Here is a 22,658-nt window from a genome sequence, read left to right as displayed (position 1 = left end):
GGGTGTTAGAACCCCCTACTACCTCATGCATAAGGCGAATGAATCAAACCGTAGAAGCAAATGCTATCTACTTGCTGTTATTTTGATGGGATTTAAGAACGTGATTTTTTCATGTTCCCTTATTTTAAATCTCACTTTGAATAACTAAAAGTAATAATGCTTTCTGCAATATCAAAAAATCAGAAATTCAATCAATCAATTTACAATGCTCTGAGTAAAGCAAATCTACATTCCCTATTGATTTATCCTTCAGCTGTTCACAATCAACCTTAACTCTATCCCCAATTTGCAGCTTGTAATCTTTATCAAGGACAGCGTAAAAATGTTCTTCTCCGCCCCTTAAAATTACATCTTTTGGTAATTCTGCTGTTGCAGCCATGACTTCACTCTTAATCACGGCAGACGTTTTGTTTTCGGCTTTTACGCCTAGTATTGCGCTGTGGATTGAATCAGAACACGAAGTAAGAAGTAATATAGCGGAGAAAAGCAATGGTTTCATAGCATTGCTCCTTGAATGGTAATTGATTGGAGTGAGTAAGCCAACAAAAGTGCTTTGAATTTGAATCAAAAGGATAAACATGAAAGCCCACTGTTCGTGCACAATAGGCTTTCGAGTGATTTGCTGCTAATTTTTGTAGTCATATTCTGCAGCCAGCCATAATAATATTTATGGCTAGTATTATTTAACAATTCAAATAATTGGAAGCTAAATAATACTACAAATAAGTAACTGCATTAACTTACCACCTCTTTCATTTGATAAATCATGCAACTGGCTCGCATGAAGTTATAAAATCCTGAATTGGTATGATTCTGAATGAGCTACTGTCTATATGTATTAGGCCTATACTACCTGTTTGCACCTTTATTTGAGTTTGTACATTATCAATTACCCTATAAAAACCTTCATCTTTTGGCTTTTCAATTATCACAATAAAAGGTAAATTCTTTATGAAAAAGTCAGGGTCACACTCAGTAAATAACTCAGACTTATTTCTATGCATAAGACTAATCAATCTATCTGTATCCGAAATTTTTTTTAATAATTCTTCTACAATTACCTTATCAAAAGAAAGTTTTTCCAGTTGTTGACATACTTCTTTGATTATAAGTCGTGAATTGTCACCTATGTGCTCAACTATAGTTTTTTTAGCGTCTTTTTTTAATGTCTTAATTAATGAATCAACTGGTACTTTGTTTGTATGCTGTAAATCCAAATGCGTAAACTCAAGGCAAAAATAATTCCGATTAGGCCTTTTATAAAAATAATCACATGATTTCACTTGATAACGATTTTCTCTAATTAGATCAAAGCAATACTTGCTTAGCCCATCTGAAAATCCCTTTTTTTGATCAACTCTGTATCCATGTTCATTTAAGTCTATTAAACAACCATCCAACTCATGATCCATTTTTTCATAAAAACAATTCCAAGTTTTATCCATTTTAAAACCCAGAAATTTTACTATTTTGTTTAAATAAATCAGCGTATGCACCACCCAAGTCATTTTTGATACGTTGAATAGATTCCAAAATATCTAAATCACCTTCAGTAATTCCATTTTCATTTATATGATTAATTCCAAAGTGCTCACTGTTCAACAAATTCTCATTGTTATGAACAATAGTTTCAAGTTTATAAATCATATCAATACTGTGAGTTGCAATTACAACTTGTACACCAAACTTACTTAAATCAAACAAAATCTCCATCATCAAATGCTGCCAATTAGGGTGTAAATTGACTTCAGGCTCATCAATAAAAATCATACTGTCTGGTGACAATATTCCCTTCTCAATTAATAGCCCAATTAATCCAAGATTTACAATGCCTGAAGCAGTTGCATTTAATTCAATTTTAGTTTTACTGCCATTTTGCTGGAATAGCATTTCTCCCTTAGTTGAAATGCTAATTTTCCCTCCAACAGTTTCTTGAATTTTATTGACAAACTCAAAATAATTATCATTATTGTCTTCAACAAACTGTTGCTGTAATAAATCATTTAAATCATAAAAATACTCAGGAACACCAATTAATAAAGTTTCTACAAGACTTCTTCTGGCAAAGCGATTAAACCTCAAACGATCTAATCTTATTTTTGTTAATGGAAGCTTCAACTTCCAATAAATAGGTGACTCTAAATAAATAATTTTATTTATTCTTTGTAGTTCTTCAATATCTTTATTTTCAAATGAATAAGATATACTTCCTGATTTTAAGATTTTAAAGCTATTTTCACTGTTAAGGATAAATATTGACTCTTCACTATTAGTTTCATAATTTATCAATTTATCCAAAGAAGTAACCTGAAAATTTTCAATTAATGCATATTTAATTTTTCGAGCTAATTCAGTAACAAAAAACTTCCTTCTATCTTCTGTAAATTTTTCAAGAGTATCTAAATCTTTTCTCAAAGAATCAATACTATTAATTGAAGCCTTATATTTTCTAGGTTTTGGAGTTATTACATCTAATAACTCATTGCCATAAGATACTAACTTTAAAACATAAGGAGTAATTTGACTAATTAACTGTTCTTCTTGGGAAAGTGGAACACTTTCAACATTATGAATAATCTCATTATATATTTCATATACAGTTTTATTAGCCTCCCCCAAAATACCTATTTCCCCGGCACTAATATTAGGAATCGAAGCTTCAACTTCATCTATCCCACTTTGAATTTTGTTTAATAATTCATTAAGAAATTTTAAGGTTATTTCGTCATTGATTTCATGAAAAATGCTGTAGAGAGCTTTAGTAATGAAACTTTTACCACTTGAGTTTGGCCCAGAAATGACTGTGAACTGCCGCAGCTTGATTGAAGCATCAGTTACCTTGCCAAAGTTTTGGATGTTTATATCTAAATTCATATATTTTGTTCCCAGTCTAGCCTTACCCTAAAAAATGTGCATCAAAATGCTAAGTTATACTGGATTAATTACCTAAATTATTCCTACAGTATACAGTATACATTCTTGCATTAATGTTATCGCAAAATATTTCTATTTCATTTAGGACATTATGATGCAAACAAAATCTATACCAGACACCCATCCAAAATCCATCATACAAATCATCCGTTGCCACAAACCAGTTTCTCTGTTCCAGTATTCCAAAGTACCTTAAATGGTGTTGATGAATCATTGGTGGATGCGCGAACATTGCATAAGGTTTTGCAGGTTGGCAAGGCTTTTGCAGCCTGGATTCGTAATCGTATTGATGAATATAATTTTATTGAAAATCAAGATTTTACTTTTGCTATCCAAAACGGGAAAGCAAAACAGCGTGGCGGTCATAACAAAATTGACTACCACCTAACCCTTAATATGGCAAAAGAACTCGCCATGATTGAGAAGACTGATATTGGCCGCATGGTTCGACGTTATTTCATTCAGTGTGAGCGCCTAGCATTCAATCAACACAGTGCCGGTAATGGTAAAGTTACAGAACCCCAAAAGCAACAAATCAAAGAAGCCGTAAACAAAAGACACCACTGAACCCTTGAAAGCCACCAAGCGATTTATTTGAAGCTGCATGCACTATGTAAAGTCAGCTCCTACACTGAAATAAATGCTTCTGATTTTGATTTGGCAATGAGTTTTCTTAATTCAATTGAAAACTCGCCTGTAACCACCCGTGGCAATACCGGCCAGCACCTCATCACCGATGATGACCTATTCCAAATCGCTTACAACGCCGCTTGTATTCATAAGATGGGTAAACTGTTTACTTACCTATTACCGGCCTTTGAGCGCTTAAATAGCCGCATGGAAGGAAATATTGCAGAATACGCTCAGTGTTGTGATAACCGACACTACAGCTTAATACAAATGGCAAAGCGGCACTATGATGATTGCAGTGAACCTACGAAGGTTAAGCTGGATTGGGTAATGTTGCAGCTGGGTTAAAGAAGAAGCGGCCTGTTGGCCGCATATATTTCATTTACTTTTATAGTATTAATTTGATAATTTCCGACTACATCTTCTTAATGGCTCTGGTAACAAAATATCAATTTCTTTTTCTGAAAAAGTCTGTTCCTCTTCAGTTTTTAAGGCTTTTTGCGCCTCTTTATAACTTTCACCGTCAGTTTTAGGTGACTGGGAATAAATATCACCGGTTTTATTTTGTAATTCGGTTCTTATGTTCATAATTTCTTCTTGTGATAACACTTCAAAATCAGTTAACAATGAAACATATTCCTCTCTAACCTTCCACAATGCATCAGCTGCTTTTTGGTGCGCCTGTGCAGATTCTACTAAATCAAAATTTTTAGTATAAGCATTTAAGATTAAAAGTATGACTGAAACTATTCCGCTGAGTATCGCAACTATATCTTTATGATTACTTAATACAATTCCAAAAAATCCTACAGTTGAAATTGCTGATAAAACTATTTGCCAAATTTTTAAATTATTATTTTTTTTTAGAAGTCTATGATGCATTTTATTATGACATGTATATGTATAAACCAATTTCCCATAGGCTTCACGAATCTGAGATTCTATTTGAAAACCATATTCAGTTTGGGAATTTCGTTCCATATATTGCTCTCCAATTCGATTTTGCCAATGCAGGATATTTTTCCTCATCCTGAATAGCACTTACAGCTAAATTAAATGCCTTTTGAGCTTTATTTTGAAAATTACCTGTCTTGTAAACTCTACGATTACTTCCTGGAGCTAACCAGTATTCTTTGTTTATATCTTGATTCATCAAATAATTGAAAAAATCCCTAGTCATCCAATCATAATAAACATACCCCTTATCCTTGTACTTCCAATTTTCTAGAAACTTATAGGCAAGAGTATCTAGCAAAATTCCACTAATTTGGACATTGTTTGTTTCTTTCCATGCCCGAATCATTCGGCAAAAATTTTTTAAATTCTTCTTAGTAATTACGTTTAATTCATTCATTGCTTTTATTTCAGCTCGAGGATTTGTTACTTTCCATGAACCACCATTATTTGTATCCGGATACAAAAAAGAACCATCTGTAACTGAAAATGCAGGTACAACTTCAAACTCAATACCATCTGAAAATTTAATTCCTACTACTTGACCATCACCTTTAATAAACGAAGTACTGTATGTTTTTCTTAGTGTATCTTTAACATGGTTTAGTAACGCAGATTGACCATTGTTAGTATAATCATTAAATCTGTGATAGAAACTATTGGGCAAGATAACAAGTAAGTCGATGTCACTTACCCATATTTCTGTTCCCCTTCCATATGAACCAACATACAATCTATTTTTACTATCAGAATCAATTGACCAATAATCTGAATTTATTCTTTTCGTAATGGTATTACATCTAGTCCTAATAGTTTCAACAGTAGTGTTTGACATTCTTAATGAAGTACAAAGTTCTTTGAAGTTAAGGTGGAATGACAATTTTTTCCCCAAGAAAAGTAAATATTAAACTAAATTTAAATGATATATGAATATAAATAAAACTCAATAGTAAATGCTCAATAATGATTCAAATATTTACTTGGAAATGATTTCAATATTGTAAATTTGTAATATTGCAGGAATAGTAAATATGCATTAGTATTCGCCTCAGGTGTCGTAACCTACCACAAAAGCGGTCAATCACTACCGAGAAGTGATATTTTTACGTCTATAGAATTCGTGTATCTATTGTTCATTCAATAGTGCGTCAAAACTATGGTCGAGAGGGTGAGGAATAAAATACCCTAGTGGAAATAACTCCAGCCTATCTTTTGTGGGCTTACGAACCTCTTGGCCGCCCTATTGTAACCACCTTGCATAGGTGGCTTTTTTGTTTTATCATTCAATCTCTCTCAAAACTCTAGCTGTACCCGTGCCAGTTGCGCGGTGTTTTTTCGCCTATCGTATTTATAGGTCTTCTTGTCGTATATTTTAAGAAGGCATAGAAGTTACGGGGGTGTGTGGTATCGGTAACGACCACGGGCATACCTAGAGTAGCCTGAGAGCACCCCCACCCATACTTAATGGGTAAATCTCAAATACTTTAGGAGTGTTCACATGAGCGCTATCACCATTTCACAAGTCACAATTCGCAGTATTAATGGTCTATATTCTTTAAATGACCTTCACAAAGCTAGTGGCAGCTTAGATAAGCATAGCCCTCGTCGTTGGCTTCAAAATAAACAAACTACTGAATTAATTAGTAAAATTGAAATAGACGGAATTCCGTCTATCGTTAAAAAACAAGGACTTGGGACATTCGTTTGCAAAGAGCTTGTTATTCATTACGGCATGTGGATTAACCCAGAGTTTTCATTACGTGTTATACGTTCATTCTTGATATCTCAAGAATCAGTTCAATCCGATTACAAACTCAATGAACATCAAAAGCAACAAATCAAAGAAGCCGTAAACAGAAGACACCACCGAACCAAAGAAAGCCATCAGGCGATTTATTTGAAGCTGCACGCACTGTGCAAGGTCAGTACCTACACTGAGATAAACGCTTCTGATTTTGAAATGGCGATGAGCTTTCTTAATTCGATTGAAAACTCGCCTGTGACCTCCTGTGGCAATTTTGAGTCTCCTGTTGGCCAGCACCTCATCACCGACGACGACATATTCCAAATTGCCTACAACGCCGCTTGTATTCATAAGATGGGCAAACTGTTTACTTACCTATTGCCGGCCTTTGAGCGCTTAAATAGCCGTATGGAAGGAGATATTGCAGAATACGCTCAGTGTTGTGATAACCGACACTACAGCTTAATACAAATGGCAAAGCGGCACTATGATGATTGCAGTGAACTGACAAAAACTAAGCTGGATTGGGTAATGTTGCAGCTGAGTTAAACATGAAGAAGCGGCCTGTTGGCCGTTTCTTCTTAATATACTTTGAATCAAAAAAATTTATTTAGGTATATATTTATTTACTCTAACTGATTTATAGATTTTGGCGAATTATTCCCCAAAAATTGTGAAGCACAATTCGCATCACAAATATTGCTTTTAGATTTAGGAGTTACATTCTTACCGTTTTTTGGGTCAATAAAATAAAAGCTAAAATCATCACCACACGCACTTCCAGAACAGTTACTCCATATCATTACATATTTCGCATTACTTTTAGAACTGTCCATGCAAGACACCCCATTGTGGTCACTTAATAGGTCTTTAGCATCAACTTCAAAGTTGTTACCTCTGACGATAATATTGCCAGAATCAATATCAACTTTATAAAAGTTTAAATTTTCAGAATAATCTTCGACCCCTAAAATTCTGACAACTGCCCCTCCACAAGAACCAGTTATATTTATAGCTTGAGAAATCATCAATTCATTATCATCTCCTAATGGATTAAGCTGAATAGAGCTCGCAAAAGAAGTATTAGACATTAATAATATTAATATAGCTGTAGCAATTTTTTTTGGCACTTTGCATCTCCAATATTTTTTTATGTCAGCCGGTCGTTCCACCGGAAGCAGCATATGCTATCGTCTTTTGAGATAACTGGCGAGATGGTAAATGAGCAATATTTTCATTAATATTATCAATTGTATTGTTACTCGAAATTTTCATACTTCGATTTTTCAATGATGTTATTGGTATTTCTGGTATTTGTGAATTTGCAATACTGACATTTTGCTTCACTTTATTAATTTCACTAGTAACTCTAATCTGCTTTTCTTTTGACAGGGTACTACTAGGAGAAAAGTTTTGTTTAGCTACTGGCTTTCTTTCTTGAGTGTTTTTAAGTTTGTTAGCTGTTGTGAAATGACTTTGGAAAATATTTTTTTGACGCCGGGTAAATTGAACAGGAGATTCATTTTCCTTCATACCATTATTCTTCATTGCTAATCTTGTTGATTTGGAAATATTATCGCTCCCTTTTAATGCAGGAATTACACCAGGACCTATATTATGTAACATATATAAATTCTCTCCTGTCACCGGTAAGCCAGCTTTTACTAGTATTTTTGCATTATCACTAGCCAGTAAACCTGTAGCTAATGTATTAACTTTTTTATTATATCTAGGGTCATTTTTCTTTCTAAAATTGGAACTATTAATTTCAGTCATCCCAATTTCTTGCCCATCTTTCCGATTTGCTAATGAATTCCATGTTGATTTAATAAATTGCCCCGTTCCAATTGCTCCAGTCGGAGACATTTTTCCTGTCCAACCAGCCTCCATTTTAATAAAACCTCTAAGTGTTTCTTCATCGATACCATACTTTTTTGAAGCCTCCTTTATATAATTATCAACATCGGCTCCAAAACTAAATTCATAATTTGTACTGTTAGATTTAGAAGCTGAAGCTCCCGAAACCATATTTACAGTAGACGGTACATACACTGAATTCCCACTTCTCCGTGCCGCATCATTATTTTTTTGCAATTGTGAATCTTGTGGGATTAGGCCAACGGTAGAAGGAACATATGACGATGGTGAGCCACCTCGACGAGCAGCATCGTTGTTACGTTGTAATTGAGAATCTTGTGGAATTAAACCAATATTACCATCAACTTTTTCTGCTGAATTTTTGCCGGAATTAAACGCAGCATATTTAGCCGCTGCTTCCTTATTTCGGATTTCAACATGAATATGACCACCTGTAGAATGTCCTACTCTATTTTTAGGGTCATACTCATTCGTTACCTTAAAATCAGTTCCTTCTTTTAGACCAGCGGCCTTCATTCTTGCCTTAATCGCATCAGCTTTGGGCTGAAAGCGCTTGGCATTTACATTGTTTATTGTTGCTATACCACTGCCGCCTTTAGCATTTTTGTAAGTTACATCAAATGCTAAGCCTTTATTATGGTAGGAACCAGCATTTGCATTGATATGGTAACTATCTTGGAAAGCAGTAAATTTCTGAACGTCTGAATCAATAGAATCTATTGCAGCTGCATACGTTCCAGCGTGAGCAAGCCCACCTGAGACACTCTCTGGTACATTTTTACGTAATAATTTCTTGTTTACCTTGGTTCCATTGTTTGCAAGAAGACCGGAGGAAATCAATTTGCCTTCCAGTTTCTCAGCACTTTGACCACCGCCACCAATTCCGACAAGCTTTTTGGCACCTTCTACTGCATTGTTTACAGCTTTACCTACAGCAGAATCGTTCACATTATTTCGTACACCACCGGCCACGGTACCAACACTGTCAGCTACCCCTTCTTTTACAGTGGTTATGACCTTTTGCGCCTTTTCATATTTTTCAGCGACGTAATTACCAGCGTCCTGAATCGGCTTTGGCATCTCTTTCCAGAGAGTGCTCATCCCCTGCTTTGCAGTCGATACAAACCCATCCCAAGAGCCCAACATCTTTTTGCTTAGTTTAGGGTCTATGGCATCATCTAATGCATCCATAGCGTAGTCAGCAACACCAGCACCAGCCAGTGAGCCCACAATGCCACCAAGAATGGCACCCACACCTGTACCAGCCCCTGGTATTATTGAACCAACGACAGCCCCTACCTTCATACCGGCAGCACCACCGGTCAAAGCACCGGCCAAACTCACACCATTTTTCAAGTGTTGCTTGTTCTTATCGCCCCTATCCATTTCAGAGTTTTCAACATTGGCAGATTCAAGCGCAGTGAGGCCAAGGCCTAGCACCCCTAAACCTTTAACTTTGCCTAATTTACCTAAGAGACCGGTGCCACCCTTACCCCCTATAAGGCCGCTTAAGAAGCCTCCTTTGGATAAGCCGACCATTTTGCCGAACTTACTCTCAGAGAAGCTCTTAGCATAGCCTCCCAAGCGTGAAACCTTATTTGGTGAGCCCAAACCTGGTATTAATTTTTTTCCAAACTTGAATAGGCCACCAATCAAGCCCCCACCTAACATTTTTGGTATTTTTGATAGGAATGGAATAGATGGCAGTAATTTTGATAACAGGCCGCCTGAATCTTTTCCGCCACCTTTACCGATATTCTTTGCAATGGTCTCAAGTAAATCAGTCTGTGTACGCTGCTCTTTGGCATCATCAAGTGAGATTTTTTGCTGAGCACGCTCCTGCCGCAAAGCCAATTGCTTGGCAGCACGTGCATCCATTGCTTCCTTGCCGATATTCGAGGCGCTAGACTGGCTTTTACGGCCTTTAACTGTCACTCCCTTATGCGAGGATACAATCATGGGCATTACGGGCTTGGCGATAGGTTTTTGTCCAAGCACAATTCGTTTGGTGGTGTTTTTATTACCACCATGGCCAGTAGAACTTGCTTTCTGTGCTGAAGGTGGTGGGCTGGTAACCACCCTTCTCTTGGGTGCCACTTGTGACGATTGTTTGACATCACCATCAACTGCGATATGACCAGAGACCAAAATGCGGTTACCAATTCTGCGGCCATCCAGTTTTTTCAAAATGGCTTTGGTATTGGTTAACGTTTCTTTCAGCTTTAAATCAAATTGGCTTCTATCAAATTTCTTACCGACCAAAAAACCATTATCGTCATGCGATAGACTGATTGAGTTTGCCATGCTTTACTCACTTACCGAAATTGAAAATACTGCCCAATAAATCTTGTTCAAAAGGCTCAATTGTTGGCTCGAGTGAATGTATTTCATCACCGCTTAAAGTAATAGAATCCATCACCGACTGGTTTGCTGATTCTGTCAGCCAATTTTCAGCACTCAGGGTAAGCATCGGTTCGTGTTTTGGCGTTTCTTGGCTCAATAGAAACTTCATATCGCGCAATTGAAACTGTGCTTCGTCATAAGCGGCCTGTAATTTGTCAAAATCACCGTGTAAATGCGCATTCAGTTCTTGTTCAGCAAATACCTGTTGATTTGCTATTAACAGTTTTTGAGAAATTGAATCCATAACAACACGACGTTCTTCCAAGCGCTCTTGCATCAGTAAGGCCTGTTGCTTTGATGTAATCCGCCCAGGGTCTATGTCGAACATGGCACCATCAGCAACATAGCCACGATTGCCATCAAAATTAGGCATACGGACGTAATCAAAGCCATAAAACATACTTGGATTTTCAGGATTCGGCGCAAATACACTAGAAAAACCACCGATTTTCTTACAATGCCACTCATAAGCCTTTTGGCCTAAGAATGTATCTGTGAATTCTTCTTCATGTTCAATGGTTCCATCAGGGAAAGCCTTTAGATAAATAGTGCGGCAGCATGGGTCAATTGAAGTCAATTGTGTTTTGCCATTTACATTGGCTATTGCAGTTTCATCTGGAAATAATCCATATTCTTCGCGCACACCATGACCCAGATAGCCAAATAAATCACCTTTGCCAATCAATTCTTGTACTACACCACCGTTAAGTAACTCCACCACTTTTGGGATATTGAAGTTACGCGGTTGGCCAACAAACTTACGGCCTCGGTCTGCAATGTTGTATCGGATAACACCGGTTGTCATTTTTGCCATTTTTTATCATCCTATTCGTTGAAATCTTGTTCGTTTGATTCTTGTGGCCGCTCGCTTTGTTTCTTCGCCAATTGCTTCGCGTACAGCAGTGCATCATCTTCATCCATCGACATTTGGTTTTTAAGGAAATTGATGATGCTTTTTTCATCCCATCCAAGGTCAATAAGCTGTTGCATGACCTGTAATGTGGTTGCACTGGACATAGAACGGCGCTCTTGAATATCTTGCTTCTCTTTTTCCAAGGCAGTTTGGGCACCAATAAATGTGATTTCGTATGGCCTATTCTTGAAAATGCCACCATATTTTTGCTGCATGTGAATATCAATCACATAATTTACGAAGTCAGTAAAACCTTGGCGTATCCAAATAGCACGCTGCGCTCCTTGTGCTGACACACGATAAAAGCCACCATCGCCTAAGCCACCTGATAGCTGGTCAGCAAAACCCAACATAGACAGGTCTTGACCCAAGGCTGCTGCAAGCATTCGTGCGTACAGCATCACGTCATCGATATTGAAAGAGTTTGAGTTACCAGAACCACTGAGGCCGGTATCAATTTGAGTAAGCTGTTTCTCACTGCTCACTGGTAGAATGTGCCGAATGCGTTCAGTAATGGGTCTGCCGGCGGATATGGCTTCATGCAGCTTGTTCTTAGTAGCCGTCAACATCTTGGTCATGGCATTCACGAATTTCTTCTGCTGCGTGTTATTCATGCCTTCCATGTTCAAAGTGATTAATGACTCTTGAACAGCATCCATGATGCGGCTTGAATTTAGGCCAAATAGCGCATTTTGAAGCAAGTAATATGGCCGTTCAGCATCTTGGAGAAAGCTGCCACCAATGGTATCTGGCAAAGGCTTATGTTTTGACAAATCATCTTCTAGAATTGAGTCATTCCAAGCATTTAAGAGTATTCGTTGCTGAGACACCATGCCCATACGTGGCATTTTGAAACGTGCAATTTGCATTGTGCTCATAGATACACGTTTGTTTGAATTCTCAAGAGCAACAACATAACCAATGGTCTTTTCACCTCGCATCATTGGCTGAATGATTGCACTGTGTAATTTGTCACCAAAGTATATTTCTTCTACACCGGTCTTTGGCTTTGAATAGATACGTGCATAAGCATCACCAAATGTCGCACCTGAATAGGCAATTTCATAGGCCATTTTATTCAGTAGTGGTGCCAAATCATCGCGCAATTCCTCAATAATTTTAATTTCATTGCCCTTTGCATCTGGCTTGGATTCAATGAAAAATACTTCACTTGTGGTTTCGTGTGCACCTAATGACTGTGTAACGTGCAGATTCAATGCTGTTGCAATGATTGGGTCACTGGCCATGTATTGATAGGCACCATATATCTCAATACGATTTCGTATTGTTTGCTGGTTTGAAGCCAGCATTTGCCCGATTGTGACTGAATCGAAATCAACCATGGCCTCATTTGAAGCCTGGTAGATTTCCTCTGGTGTCGCTAATTGAAAATTGTCACCATTTTTATCAAGTATCACTGATTGTTGAGACATAAAAAAACCCAATATTCCTATTGGGTCTTATTATGGGTTTCAGGGAAAGGTGAATTTGTTACGTTCCCCTACTAAAGGGTCAAAGCATGTTTCCACATTTCATCGATTTGCGAATCATTGAATCCGAGTAATTGAGTGGCAATCAATACCAAATTCGGATTTGTACGTTGAAAGCTTGTACCAAATTGCCATTCAATCAGTGCTGTTTCTTTTACCATTTCATCTTCAATTTGTGTAATGGCCGCTTCAACTTTACTTGAATTGAATCCATTTTCTAAAAGTACCAAGCGAAGTTGCTTGGGTGTTAAATCCATGACACCTTGTCGCCAGTTTTCAAGCTTTGCGGCCTGTAATTCATCATTAGTTTCCCATTCTTGGCTCACTTCATTGAAGTAATGGTAATTATCCGGTGGAGTCACAAGCTTTAATGCCAATTCTTGTGAGATTTCATCCCAATCCACACCTTTTTCATTCTCCCAAGAGTCGACATTAGAGGCCAAAATATCAATACAAAATACTTTATTTGTTTTGTCTTTGAAGTATTTTTGTTCAAGAATTGCAGAACTCCAAACATGTTCTGTAACATCAAATTGAGTATCAATCATCTTACAATCTTTCTAAAAAACTAGCGGTATTCAACCCATTTATATGGCGAAGATGAGTGAGCTACACCCATACCAGTAACTTGATACGTCCCACCGGTTGGCACGACAAAAGAAAAAGTACCGATAATGGAAATACCATTTTGAGAAATCGTGTGTAATCGATTCACAACTACACCATTCACATATGCCACTGCAGCTGACGCACCGCCGTCTACACGGCCATCTACATGAACTGATATTTCGTAACCGGTGTTGTTTGTGTATGTCACACCAAGGCTTCTTGAACTTGTCACATCCACATATGCTTTGTTTAAGAACGGCGCAAGTACATCAGTTGTGACAACTTTATTTGCAGTACCAACTGTCAACTGAGCAGCTGTAGCTTTTTCCACGGAAAAAGTACGATTAGCTGCTAAATTGCCGCCTCCTGTTAAACCAATACCAGCAGTCATAGTGATGGCACTGTTGGCTTTGGCATCTAATGCTGGCTTTGCAATGTCTGCGGTTAATACCTTGTCTAATGTGCCCGCAGTCAGCTGAGCTGCTGACGCTTTATCAATGTTTAAGGCTCTTGTGGTAGCTAATGTGCCACCACCAGTTAAACCTGTTCCCGCTTGAATTTGTACATTTGAATATGCAGCCTCAACCGTACCTTTGAACAGACCTCCAGCCGCATTGAGTGCTCCCGTAAAGGTTGCTTTACCATCAGCAAAATTGAATGTGGCTAAGTAACTTTGGTTTTCAATGTCTATTAAGTAAATCGTGCGGTTTGGCGCATGAAACCCTATACCGAATGAACCAGTGCTGATGACTGGCAATGTGCCACTTAGACGCACTGCGTCTTGCCATGAAGAAAAGCCTACCAATTTTGTACTTGAAAATCCTGTTGTGTCGCTGAAAGTTTTCACACCAGAAATTGCTTGTTGAGTATTGGTTGTGACTCCGTCGGTAATGCTGTAGTCAGATAGAGTCGTGTAAGTTCTCCATGAACTCCATGCGCTAGCTGAACTGGCATTACGCATCGCTAATTTTCCAGTCAATGTCACATAAAACTGCATTGCTCCGTAGGCACTTGGCAATACAAGTAAAGAGCCAGCTTCGTTGTATGGGTAATTAGGTGCATTAGTTGCATTGACATTTGTTGTTTGGCCGTATGAGCCAAAAGTACGGATATCATTTAAATCTTCTAAGTAAAGATTTTTCTTAACAAACAATTGGTCTGTAGTAGCAACGTCTAAAGCCAAATTTTCTGAACCAGAATTTCTTGACGGAAAATTATACAAAGTTTGAGAAGTTGCAGAGCCAGAACTACCACGTGGGCGGATTGCAATGTAACCCTGGGTTCCACTGCATTCCATAATCATACTGTATGCACCGGTTGTAGGCTCCAGCCTGAATGCTGGATACTGACTGTTTCCCACCGTTAATGAATTTCGGCCATACCCATTCACTACATTAATAGCATCGGTGATGCCATATCCGGCTAATGTAGTTGGTTTGTTATAAATGTAACCTGTTTCACCTACCGCAGCTCCAAAGTCTGCGCCATCTATGCGCCCCCATTGTGACCAGTTTCCACCATATTTTTGACGCACCCACATTTTTGGTGCAACACTATTAACATAGGGTGTAAGCGTCTGTGTCATTTGCGATTCTGTACTGTACATTGCTGTTCGTACATAACCAAAACCAGCAAATGAAGAAACACCATCTCCTGCAGTGAAATTATATAAAGCCAGTGGCTGCAATGAAGCATCATCTAAATTTGCAGAAGTACCAGGTATTTTGTAAGTATCTCTGGTATGTCGGGTCATTGTAGGTGCATCTGTCAATGAATACGTTCCAACAGTATCATTTAAAGCAACCAATCCACGGGTACCAATTGCCGCATTTGGCACAAAGTGAGTATGACCGTTTGAGTTAACAGTGTTTGTGGTTGTGTCATTAATGTTTAAAGGATTAATTTCGGATTTGGTATACACATCACCAATCTTGTAATCACTAGCCGTTGTACCCCAATTTGCCTTTTTATCCTCCAAGGCTTTGCCTTGTGCTGCTGTTAAAGCTAGCCCTGTGGATGTGCTTGTCAACGTATTATTAAGTTGAACGACACCAGCAGTTGTTGTAGAAGCTTTATCAATCGCATGTGTATGACTGATTGCAGAAACATTATTGGTGCTTGAGGCTGTAATGGTGCTTGGAGTGCCTAATGTAATTGTCCGGTCTGCTGAAGAATCACCGCCTCCATCTAAACCATTACCAGCATTAACTTTGGTTTTCTGTAATGCAAGTGTGTAATTTGTCGCACCTATACGCACATACGCATTACTTTCATCAGAAAAAATTGATGAAATGTGATTGCCATCCACGCCATAATTCGACAAGCCTATGAATTTACCAGAAGCAACGAAATTACCATTTTGGATTAACGAGTAGTTACCATTCCCTGTAGATAATCCGTGATTTCCCAAGTAAATGTATTGCGTAGCGTTGTTGCTACCATTGCCTAGCTTAATAGAACCGGTATTAGTAAAATCTTTACCGTTTAAATCAACACTTTTTGTGGCACCAGTGTATGGAACTTTTCCATCCTCCAAGACCTTACCTTGAGCTGCTGTTAGCGCAAGGCTTGCAGAAGTACTTGTCAGGGTATTATTGAGCTGCACAATACCAGCAATCGCTGTTGTTGCCTTATCAATTGCATGACTATGACCAGCAGATGTATTGGCAGTTGCTGTGTTCGTGCTAGTAGCAGTAATTGTGCTTGGTGTTGATAATTGAATCGTCAGTGGATTATTTAAGCTTCCCCCACCATTCAAACCATTACCTGTATTCAAGTTTGGCTTATCAGTGATTGCGCTCCATTTATGTGCTGCTGGTGACGCAATATGACCATCCAAAGCACCCGCCAATGTCGCATCCGATTCACTGCTATCAATAATGGTGACTGAACCATTCGGAACAGCAGAAAGCTTGATATTGGCAATAATCACAGCAAATTTTGCAGGATTGATGACATCAATTGCGGAACCATCTTCGCGATAAATTCGGCCGAAAACTTTACCGCCATAGCCATCCACAAGGCGTAATTCTTTAACGCTATATGTATTTACACTGTCTGCAATTTTTACACGTAAAGTAATTTGGTCACTGCCAATTAAGCGGCCTGAAGTCGCAAAAGAACCACGATTCACATTTGCTGTATCTATTACTTGTGCATTTGTGAGTTTGACTTTGAAACCATTGTTATCAGGCTCATTATTTAAAATTGCTTGGTATCCATCTGGTGTAATTTGAAAGAGTAACTTTTTGTCGGCCATAATCAATCCTAGAGCGGTACAAAATCGGTTGCTTCAAACACCACCGAATAAGCCACTGCATGTGTTGCAAAAAAAATGTTTCCTTGAGATTTTTGCTCTTGTGATATTTCGGCAATAAAAAGCCGTGCAGGAAGTGTGTTTCTAAGCATTTGCGCAACATCCATGGGAAATTCCTGCGCTACTTCTGCAATGAGTGAAATACGTAGACGTGAAGTTAAAAAATAGTCATCAATATTGAGACTTTCTTCCGTAATTTGAGTACGGGTTTTCTGCTCTAATGGGTAGGTTTTGGCCTTGTGTTGCCAAAGCTGATTGACTTCAAAGTCACCACCCCACACGCATTTCAAGAATGTTCTTAAAAAATGAATGCCTCGCTTACCGTTCCGATATTTGTATGCAAGTAACAGATAGCGCATATCGGCATCTGAAATTGATGACGTATCAAACGAAGCCACATTACCAGCCACCAAACTATTGGTAACCAGCTCATATGAGCCCAAAAACGGCAAACCTGATACATTTGCATCATGTGCTCGTTCATACAGTAGCTTTTGATAAAGCAAGATTACGAGCTCATTTAACTCAGCTTCAACTTGATTGGCAGTATGGGAGTTTTTTAAAGGCAACAATTCGTACATGGTATTAATCCAATACCAAGCCAATTGTGGTGATTTTCAATGATGTATCTGACACATATCGAAATGCTTCTGGTAGATTGACATTCGGGTCTACCACATTGATGACTACATCACTCTTACCATCGCTCAGTTCTGGTACCGCTGCTTTGAGCTTGTCAGTAGTATCAGAAATATTGATGCGTTGTCGGCCACGGCGTGCCCAGGTTGAATTTCGACCAAAGTTTTCAATGACCCAAAGCTTGATTTTCTGGGAAACAGCAACAGAATCATGTAATGGAGAAAGCCAAATTGAAACATTAAACGAAACCTGTACTTCTTTCGCTCCAACAAATTTTATTTTGTAGCTGTCGTCGGCCTGTTGAATGATTTTTGTAATTTCAGCCTGAGCCAATGCCATAGTGGTGTTGGATTTCAGTAATGAAACAAACAATGTATTGATGTTGTTTACATTGGCACCACGAACGCTTTCTTCAACTGCTTCATTCCATACTGCCAAAAACACAAATGGCCGCATTTTTCGCTGAATTAATTGCGTAAACTCACCTAAATACACAGCATTTTCATCATACAAATATGGGAATTTGACAAGTTCGCGCAGTTCACTGATTGACGCAGCCCCACCACCAGCTTGTAATTCTTCATTAGCAAAGAAGCTTAAAAATTCTTCTTTTTCACCTGAATACTCAAGGCTGAACTGAGAGCCGATATCGATGGTGAAATTAGTATACGATTGGCGCGTTTTGATGGTAATTTGTTCACCAATGGTGGGTGTATAGCCAAATTTGCCCATGTGCCCAAACTGAATGTACATGTTCAGCTTTTCATCACCCATCACATGATAAACAAGCGAGTCCAATTCAATATTGTTGAATTTTTCAGTGTGTACGAATTCATCTCCAGTTGCAGCCTTAATGACTTGCATTGAAATAAGGGATTGATTCGCTTCTGGCTCCGGTATTGCAATCCAATAGAATGATTTTGATTCTGTTACGGTATGTGTAAATTCATACTCATTGTATTGAGTGGCCGTTAATGTTGCTGTACCACCAGCAGGCACAATCACACCTTCACGCACCACCCATAAACGTGAGCGTTGGTCTAATAATCGTCGACCGGCAAGCAAAGTAAGCGGTGCAGTTGAATCATTGCGTACTGCAATTTTGAATACTTTGGCAGAACCGAATGGCAGAATCTGACGTGCAGCAGCATCAGCCAATACAAAAGAATCACGCGCACGTGTCCAATATTCCGACAAACCCAAATCAGTTTGCATGGAAAGCATAGCCAGCATTTGAGCAATTGCTGCAATCGGCTGTGTAATAGTCACATCACCGATTTGCACGCGCTCAGCCAGAGCCTCAACATTGCTCAGCTCATTAAGTGCTTCGTTGTATAGTTCGTCTTTTGTGTAAGCCATGAAAAAATGCCCAACCTTTGTTGAGCATCATTATCTTTGGCCGGCGGCCTGTATTTTTCCGTGTTCCCTAGACTTTGATTTCAAACTCTCGCGCCATTCCATTTACTTGCACATAAAATTTCACACAATCAAAAGAGGCTCGTTGAAAATAAATGTTCAGTGAATCACTACTGATTGCCTGAAGTAATGGTATATCTTGCCGCATTTTCCGAATAATTGAATCACCATCAAACTCTGACATTGGTTTTTGCAATTTCTCGTACAAATCAATCCCGTAATTTGAACCCAAATATCCGTTTGTAAGTGTTCCAAGCCAATGTTCGATTTGCCCCATAACAAAATTTGTATTAATTGTCACCATGATTAATATCTCGTGGGCATAAATGTTGATTCTTGTATTAAACGAATAGAAATATTCTCCAAACCTTGTTCAGTTCTACTTAACTGAACTTGGGTGCCAGCCAACTCCATGGTGTAACGCTCATTGTAAAAATCATCATAGGCTTTATTGGTACCATAAATGATTCTTACGGAAAAAGTACGATACACAGCCGGCATTACGCTACCATCAGATGGGGTGCTCATGGCTTGCTTCTGTTTTGCCCATCGCTTTATGGTTCCAAAACGGTCATCAAGCACCGTCAAGTTCATTTCGGTCAATCCAGATTGAGTTGGTATGTTCAATGTTGCAGAACCAATCTGTATGGGGTCTCCAGTGGTCTCTATTGGGTTTAAATCCAAAGTTTGGGTAAATAGATTGAACTTGCTTAAATGTGGTTGTAGGCCTTCTGTAGCATCACTACCATATGGGTCACTTACTTCAAGCAAGAAGAAATTACTATGGGATAGATTTTTGCCATCGGCCAATTCAATTATTTGGCGCATTTCTTTAAGAGACAGGCCGCCGGCAAATAGCAAAGCATTACTATCAGCATTACTTGAGCCATAAGCACCTAACCCCAAATCTGTTAGATTCGTTGATAAAAATCGTTCCAGGCTTTGGTCTGCTTCAAAACCAAGGTTATTGATGTTTTGCGCGACCTTACCAATTGCAAGATTGGCACCATAGTTAATGGCACCACTTGCAAGTGAACCAACCACACCACCGCCAAGCGCACCAGAAACAGCACTACCTAGGGCACCGGCCAAACCACTGCCAACACTGCCTAAAATGCCACTACCGGCTTGAGCAAGGCCTGAAAACACGCTTGGCTGATAAATTGACATTGAAACCTCTTTAAATCGTAATTGGCTCTACGTAAAATGTTTTTTTATGCAACATCTCACGGTAATTGCTGATTTCCAACTCAATTTCAGCACTCTGTCGCCCATGTTGCTCTAATCCATGGTTTTTACTGGCTTCAAGCAATAATGCAGTTTCTTTCTCAGCCTTTAAATGGGCAAATGGCAGAATAATGGCACAATCAGATTCATCAAGTTTAAAGTCAGCAGTAATTGCAATGCTTTCTGCAACGAGTTCCATGCACCCATTTGAATCAGCTTGATAATGGCGGTTATGATTATTCAAATCGCCCCAACCATACACTTCTGCTGCGGCCTCAATAAATAAGGCCGTCAGCTTGGATTCATCAAGAAAATTCATTACACGTGCATCGATGTATTCAGCCACCAAAGTTGTAATGGTTTTCTCTGCCATGGTTACATACTGCCTTTATTCGATTTGTAGAAGTTGTATGAGATTTGACCTGTGGGTTTCACCAACGTAGTGCGGTCTTCATAGTCAAATTCCGTGGCTTCAATACCAAACAAGAAAGCATTATGGCCTGTCCATTTTCGCGTATGCAATTCAGGAGTACCGCGATACAGGTCAAATGTAAATTCACGACGGCTCGTTACATTGCGTTCGTCGGTCAAGTATTCCAACAAATCAATGATGCTGCCTGCCGTTGTTTCACGGAAGCTAATTGGATGTTGTTGATGCACCTTAGCAATTTGCTGTGTCGCCTGTTCAATGCCACCAGGCAAGTAATACAAAATATTTTCTTCAGGAGTGTTATTTGGTATGGCAAAGGATTGAAGCAAGTATTGATAGTCTTCTAAACCTCGAATCACCATAGTGTGTTCTGCTGCAATGGCAGGAACACCAATAGCAGCGGCAGCTTCAACAATTTTCTTTTGGCCTGTTGGGTTGTACATTGGTCATCGCTTTCATTTAAATAAACTGGAAACAGCGCTCACGGTATCGCTTACAAGTCTACCTAGTGCACTCTGACCACTATTTTCAATGTCTTTTGCATCCCAACTTCGGTGTGTTCCCAAGCTAATTTGTACCGTTGCATATACATCACCTAATGCACTGGTTGGATTAACCAAAGGCTGTGAAATACTTTCAATGACCATCGGAGCATATGTTTTACCGCGATATTGTAGAGCTACGTATCCTGGTGCCTCTGATGGGAATATCGCTTTGACTATGGTATTAATATCAGAGCTGCTAGTATTGCCTGTAACCCAACCTGTAGCCATTTGGGCTACGTTTACTGCATTGTTGGCAATGGTATCTCCATCAGCCAAACTTTTAGGCATGGCCATTTTCCAAAGCGCAGTGATAGGCTGCGTCACTTCGCTTAATGGGTCAGCATACGCACGAAACGCCAGTGTTCCATCAAATTTGAGTGGCTCATTGCCCGTAAATACCTGTGTTGAATTAAGCTTTGTTATGCCTGTTCTGCCTTCACCCTGTTGCAAAAACTCAGACAATTTTGACATGAAACCTGACTTAGCTTCATCGCCACCACTTGCTGCAGCACTTAATGACTCAACTGTTTGCGCAATCATTCCGCTTTGGAGAGCAGCTGCTAAAGTTGGGCTTTGTGACTCTGGGGTAATGTTTTCAAAAGGTGAGCTCCAATTCATTTGCTGCTGTAAATTTGCATCAAGAAAAGGGGCACTAACCCCCGCCCCTATTACTGCTCCGTTTTTATCACAAGGAGCAATTGTGCAGATTAGTTGAGAATTCAGGCCGCCCCAATTCGATGTAAGCGTAAATTGCTTAGAAAGAACCTCGATTCCTGCACTGACTAATGAATTAATCCAACTCACAATTGCTCCTTATGCCTTACAGACCCATTGATTTACGCTTACGCAATGATTTCATACGCTTCAATCGAGCCTTACCATTGTGAGATTTACGCAGCATTTTCATGATGCCTTTTTTCTGTGCCGCCGATAATCGAACTTTGCCAGCAATTCGCTTGCGAACAATTACCTTTTTGCCATTGCGAACTGCAATTTTGCGCTTGTAAACCGCATCCATTGCCGTATCTTCCGAGCCATCACCTTCACCAAACGCGAAGGCCTCCAAATCATCGGTTTCAGCTTCTTCACCATCAGGTAATGACCCACGTAACAGCTCCTGAATGTTTTCAGCAGCGTCATCATCGTCATCATTCAAAAATGCGACAATATCGCTTTCTTCGGCACCTTTATCTACCAAGTAATCAGCAGCAATTTGATAGGCTTTTTCCATCAAATCGGCTTCTTCAGCATCAATTTCACCGTTTTTATCGATATCAATGATGCCCCACATCAAATAATAGAGACGGTCAGAAAGCGTTTCACCATCATCTAAATCATCAGTTTCAGCCCAAGCCGCAATTGCAGAAGCAACACTTAAACGCAAATTGGTCAATTCATAGGTTGAACGAGCATCTGTTGAATCATAAGTCACGCTGTCAAAAGTTGCAGATTGTGTGGGTGTTGGTTCTGCCAATGCATTTGTCGCTTGCATGATGCTGTTCGCAATATTGTTTCCAAACATTGTCTTTT

The 22,658-nt window shown here is 39.0% G+C and carries 22 protein-coding genes; 3 read left to right on the top strand and 19 right to left on the bottom strand.

Annotated elements, in window-relative coordinates:
* Positions 1-187 precede the first annotated feature (187 nt).
* From BN3003_RS11920 to BN3003_RS11910, 3 genes are all read right to left on the bottom strand, one after another.
* Positions 188-499, bottom strand: a complete 312-nt coding sequence (locus tag BN3003_RS11920; protein ID WP_058356896.1) for a hypothetical protein — start codon at positions 497-499, stop codon at positions 188-190.
* A 265-nt stretch (positions 500-764) separates the two neighbouring features.
* On the bottom strand, positions 765-1,445 hold the full coding sequence (locus BN3003_RS11915; protein ID WP_058356895.1) for a hypothetical protein: 681 nt from the start codon (positions 1,443-1,445) through the stop codon (positions 765-767).
* Between the two features lies 1 nt (position 1,446).
* Positions 1,447-2,874 (bottom strand): AAA family ATPase, encoded by a 1,428-nt coding sequence (locus BN3003_RS11910; RefSeq protein WP_058356894.1) that lies wholly within the window; start codon positions 2,872-2,874, stop codon positions 1,447-1,449.
* Between the two features lie 210 nt (positions 2,875-3,084).
* On the opposite strand from BN3003_RS11910, the gene BN3003_RS11905 reads away from it, so the two are divergent.
* Complete coding sequence (locus BN3003_RS11905) at positions 3,085-3,501, top strand: antA/AntB antirepressor family protein (protein WP_199822590.1); 417 nt, start codon at positions 3,085-3,087, stop codon at positions 3,499-3,501.
* A 27-nt stretch (positions 3,502-3,528) separates the two neighbouring features.
* Positions 3,529-3,912: a hypothetical protein gene (locus BN3003_RS11900; protein WP_058356892.1), complete on the top strand. Its 384-nt coding sequence runs from the start codon at positions 3,529-3,531 to the stop codon at positions 3,910-3,912.
* Between the two features lie 48 nt (positions 3,913-3,960).
* On the opposite strand, the gene BN3003_RS11895 is transcribed toward BN3003_RS11900, so the two are convergent.
* Positions 3,961-4,545 (bottom strand): SLATT domain-containing protein, encoded by a 585-nt coding sequence (locus BN3003_RS11895; RefSeq protein WP_058356891.1) that lies wholly within the window; start codon positions 4,543-4,545, stop codon positions 3,961-3,963.
* Positions 4,523-5,398: an SMODS domain-containing nucleotidyltransferase gene (locus BN3003_RS11890; RefSeq protein ID WP_058356890.1), complete on the bottom strand. Its 876-nt coding sequence runs from the start codon at positions 5,396-5,398 to the stop codon at positions 4,523-4,525. The genes BN3003_RS11895 and BN3003_RS11890 overlap by 23 nt, the downstream gene beginning before the upstream one ends.
* 618 nt (positions 5,399-6,016) lie before the next feature.
* Between BN3003_RS11890 and BN3003_RS11885 the strand changes: the two genes are divergently transcribed.
* On the top strand, positions 6,017-6,811 hold the full coding sequence (locus BN3003_RS11885; RefSeq protein ID WP_058356889.1) for a KilA-N domain-containing protein: 795 nt from the start codon (positions 6,017-6,019) through the stop codon (positions 6,809-6,811).
* A gap of 77 nt (positions 6,812-6,888) precedes the next feature.
* Here the strand turns inward: BN3003_RS11885 and BN3003_RS11880 are convergent, their stop codons facing one another.
* The 14 genes from BN3003_RS11880 to BN3003_RS11815 form a co-directional block, all read right to left on the bottom strand.
* Positions 6,889-7,392: a hypothetical protein gene (locus BN3003_RS11880; protein ID WP_147645426.1), complete on the bottom strand. Its 504-nt coding sequence runs from the start codon at positions 7,390-7,392 to the stop codon at positions 6,889-6,891.
* Positions 7,393-7,417: 25 nt separating this feature from the next.
* Positions 7,418-10,444 carry a hypothetical protein gene (locus BN3003_RS11875; protein WP_058356887.1) on the bottom strand — a complete coding sequence of 1,009 codons (3,027 nt, stop codon included), beginning with the start codon at positions 10,442-10,444 and terminating at the stop codon, positions 7,418-7,420.
* Positions 10,445-10,451: 7 nt separating this feature from the next.
* Entirely contained in the window at positions 10,452-11,357 is a 906-nt protein-coding gene (locus BN3003_RS11870; RefSeq protein WP_058356886.1) for a hypothetical protein, read from the bottom strand.
* 11 nt (positions 11,358-11,368) lie between these two features.
* Positions 11,369-12,889, bottom strand: a complete 1,521-nt coding sequence (locus tag BN3003_RS11865; RefSeq protein WP_058356885.1) for a hypothetical protein — start codon at positions 12,887-12,889, stop codon at positions 11,369-11,371.
* A gap of 71 nt (positions 12,890-12,960) precedes the next feature.
* Positions 12,961-13,494: a hypothetical protein gene (locus BN3003_RS11860; RefSeq protein ID WP_058356884.1), complete on the bottom strand. Its 534-nt coding sequence runs from the start codon at positions 13,492-13,494 to the stop codon at positions 12,961-12,963.
* Between the two features lie 20 nt (positions 13,495-13,514).
* Positions 13,515-16,814, bottom strand: a complete 3,300-nt coding sequence (locus tag BN3003_RS11855; protein WP_058356883.1) for a pyocin knob domain-containing protein — start codon at positions 16,812-16,814, stop codon at positions 13,515-13,517.
* A gap of 8 nt (positions 16,815-16,822) precedes the next feature.
* On the bottom strand, positions 16,823-17,452 hold the full coding sequence (locus BN3003_RS11850; RefSeq protein WP_058356882.1) for a hypothetical protein: 630 nt from the start codon (positions 17,450-17,452) through the stop codon (positions 16,823-16,825).
* A 4-nt stretch (positions 17,453-17,456) separates the two neighbouring features.
* Positions 17,457-18,869 (bottom strand): hypothetical protein, encoded by a 1,413-nt coding sequence (locus BN3003_RS11845; RefSeq protein ID WP_058356881.1) that lies wholly within the window; start codon positions 18,867-18,869, stop codon positions 17,457-17,459.
* A 67-nt stretch (positions 18,870-18,936) separates the two neighbouring features.
* Entirely contained in the window at positions 18,937-19,230 is a 294-nt protein-coding gene (locus BN3003_RS11840) for a hypothetical protein (protein WP_058356880.1), read from the bottom strand.
* 2 nt (positions 19,231-19,232) lie between these two features.
* Positions 19,233-20,096, bottom strand: coding sequence for a glycine zipper family protein (locus tag BN3003_RS11835; protein ID WP_058356879.1), 864 nt, complete (start codon positions 20,094-20,096; stop codon positions 19,233-19,235).
* Positions 20,097-20,106: 10 nt separating this feature from the next.
* Positions 20,107-20,526: a hypothetical protein gene (locus BN3003_RS11830; protein ID WP_058356878.1), complete on the bottom strand. Its 420-nt coding sequence runs from the start codon at positions 20,524-20,526 to the stop codon at positions 20,107-20,109.
* Between the two features lie 2 nt (positions 20,527-20,528).
* Positions 20,529-21,026 (bottom strand): hypothetical protein, encoded by a 498-nt coding sequence (locus BN3003_RS11825; RefSeq protein WP_058356877.1) that lies wholly within the window; start codon positions 21,024-21,026, stop codon positions 20,529-20,531.
* A gap of 12 nt (positions 21,027-21,038) precedes the next feature.
* Entirely contained in the window at positions 21,039-21,932 is an 894-nt protein-coding gene (locus tag BN3003_RS11820; RefSeq protein WP_058356876.1) for a hypothetical protein, read from the bottom strand.
* Positions 21,933-21,948: 16 nt separating this feature from the next.
* Positions 21,949-22,650: a hypothetical protein gene (locus tag BN3003_RS11815; protein ID WP_058356875.1), complete on the bottom strand. Its 702-nt coding sequence runs from the start codon at positions 22,648-22,650 to the stop codon at positions 21,949-21,951.
* Positions 22,651-22,658: the final 8 nt, after the last annotated feature.

Origin of the sequence: Vitreoscilla massiliensis (assembly GCF_001457815.1) — a bacterium.
GTDB lineage: Bacteria > Pseudomonadota > Gammaproteobacteria > Burkholderiales > Neisseriaceae > Vitreoscilla > Vitreoscilla massiliensis.
Note: the sequence above shows the minus strand (reverse complement) of the source record. Positions and strands in the feature narration are given on the sequence as shown.

Excerpts from the sequence above, each read along its gene's own strand:
- BN3003_RS11920 (WP_058356896.1), bottom strand. The coding sequence starts at position 499 with ATGAAACCATTGCTTTTCTCCGCTATATTACTTCTTACTTCGTGTTCT.
- BN3003_RS11915 (WP_058356895.1), bottom strand. The coding sequence starts at position 1,445 with ATGGATAAAACTTGGAATTGTTTTTATGAAAAAATGGATCATGAGTTG.
- BN3003_RS11910 (WP_058356894.1), bottom strand. The coding sequence starts at position 2,874 with ATGAATTTAGATATAAACATCCAAAACTTTGGCAAGGTAACTGATGCT.
- BN3003_RS11895 (WP_058356891.1), bottom strand. The coding sequence starts at position 4,545 with ATGGAACGAAATTCCCAAACTGAATATGGTTTTCAAATAGAATCTCAG.
- BN3003_RS11885 (WP_058356889.1), top strand. The coding sequence starts at position 6,017 with ATGAGCGCTATCACCATTTCACAAGTCACAATTCGCAGTATTAATGGT.
- BN3003_RS11875 (WP_058356887.1), bottom strand. The coding sequence starts at position 10,444 with ATGGCAAACTCAATCAGTCTATCGCATGACGATAATGGTTTTTTGGTC.
- BN3003_RS11870 (WP_058356886.1), bottom strand. The coding sequence starts at position 11,357 with ATGGCAAAAATGACAACCGGTGTTATCCGATACAACATTGCAGACCGA.
- BN3003_RS11865 (WP_058356885.1), bottom strand. The coding sequence starts at position 12,889 with ATGTCTCAACAATCAGTGATACTTGATAAAAATGGTGACAATTTTCAA.
- BN3003_RS11860 (WP_058356884.1), bottom strand. The coding sequence starts at position 13,494 with ATGATTGATACTCAATTTGATGTTACAGAACATGTTTGGAGTTCTGCA.
- BN3003_RS11855 (WP_058356883.1), bottom strand. The coding sequence starts at position 16,814 with ATGGCCGACAAAAAGTTACTCTTTCAAATTACACCAGATGGATACCAA.
- BN3003_RS11850 (WP_058356882.1), bottom strand. The coding sequence starts at position 17,452 with ATGTACGAATTGTTGCCTTTAAAAAACTCCCATACTGCCAATCAAGTT.
- BN3003_RS11845 (WP_058356881.1), bottom strand. The coding sequence starts at position 18,869 with ATGGCTTACACAAAAGACGAACTATACAACGAAGCACTTAATGAGCTG.
- BN3003_RS11840 (WP_058356880.1), bottom strand. The coding sequence starts at position 19,230 with ATGGTGACAATTAATACAAATTTTGTTATGGGGCAAATCGAACATTGG.
- BN3003_RS11835 (WP_058356879.1), bottom strand. The coding sequence starts at position 20,096 with ATGTCAATTTATCAGCCAAGCGTGTTTTCAGGCCTTGCTCAAGCCGGT.
- BN3003_RS11830 (WP_058356878.1), bottom strand. The coding sequence starts at position 20,526 with ATGGCAGAGAAAACCATTACAACTTTGGTGGCTGAATACATCGATGCA.
- BN3003_RS11825 (WP_058356877.1), bottom strand. The coding sequence starts at position 21,026 with ATGTACAACCCAACAGGCCAAAAGAAAATTGTTGAAGCTGCCGCTGCT.
- BN3003_RS11815 (WP_058356875.1), bottom strand. The coding sequence starts at position 22,650 with ATGTTTGGAAACAATATTGCGAACAGCATCATGCAAGCGACAAATGCA.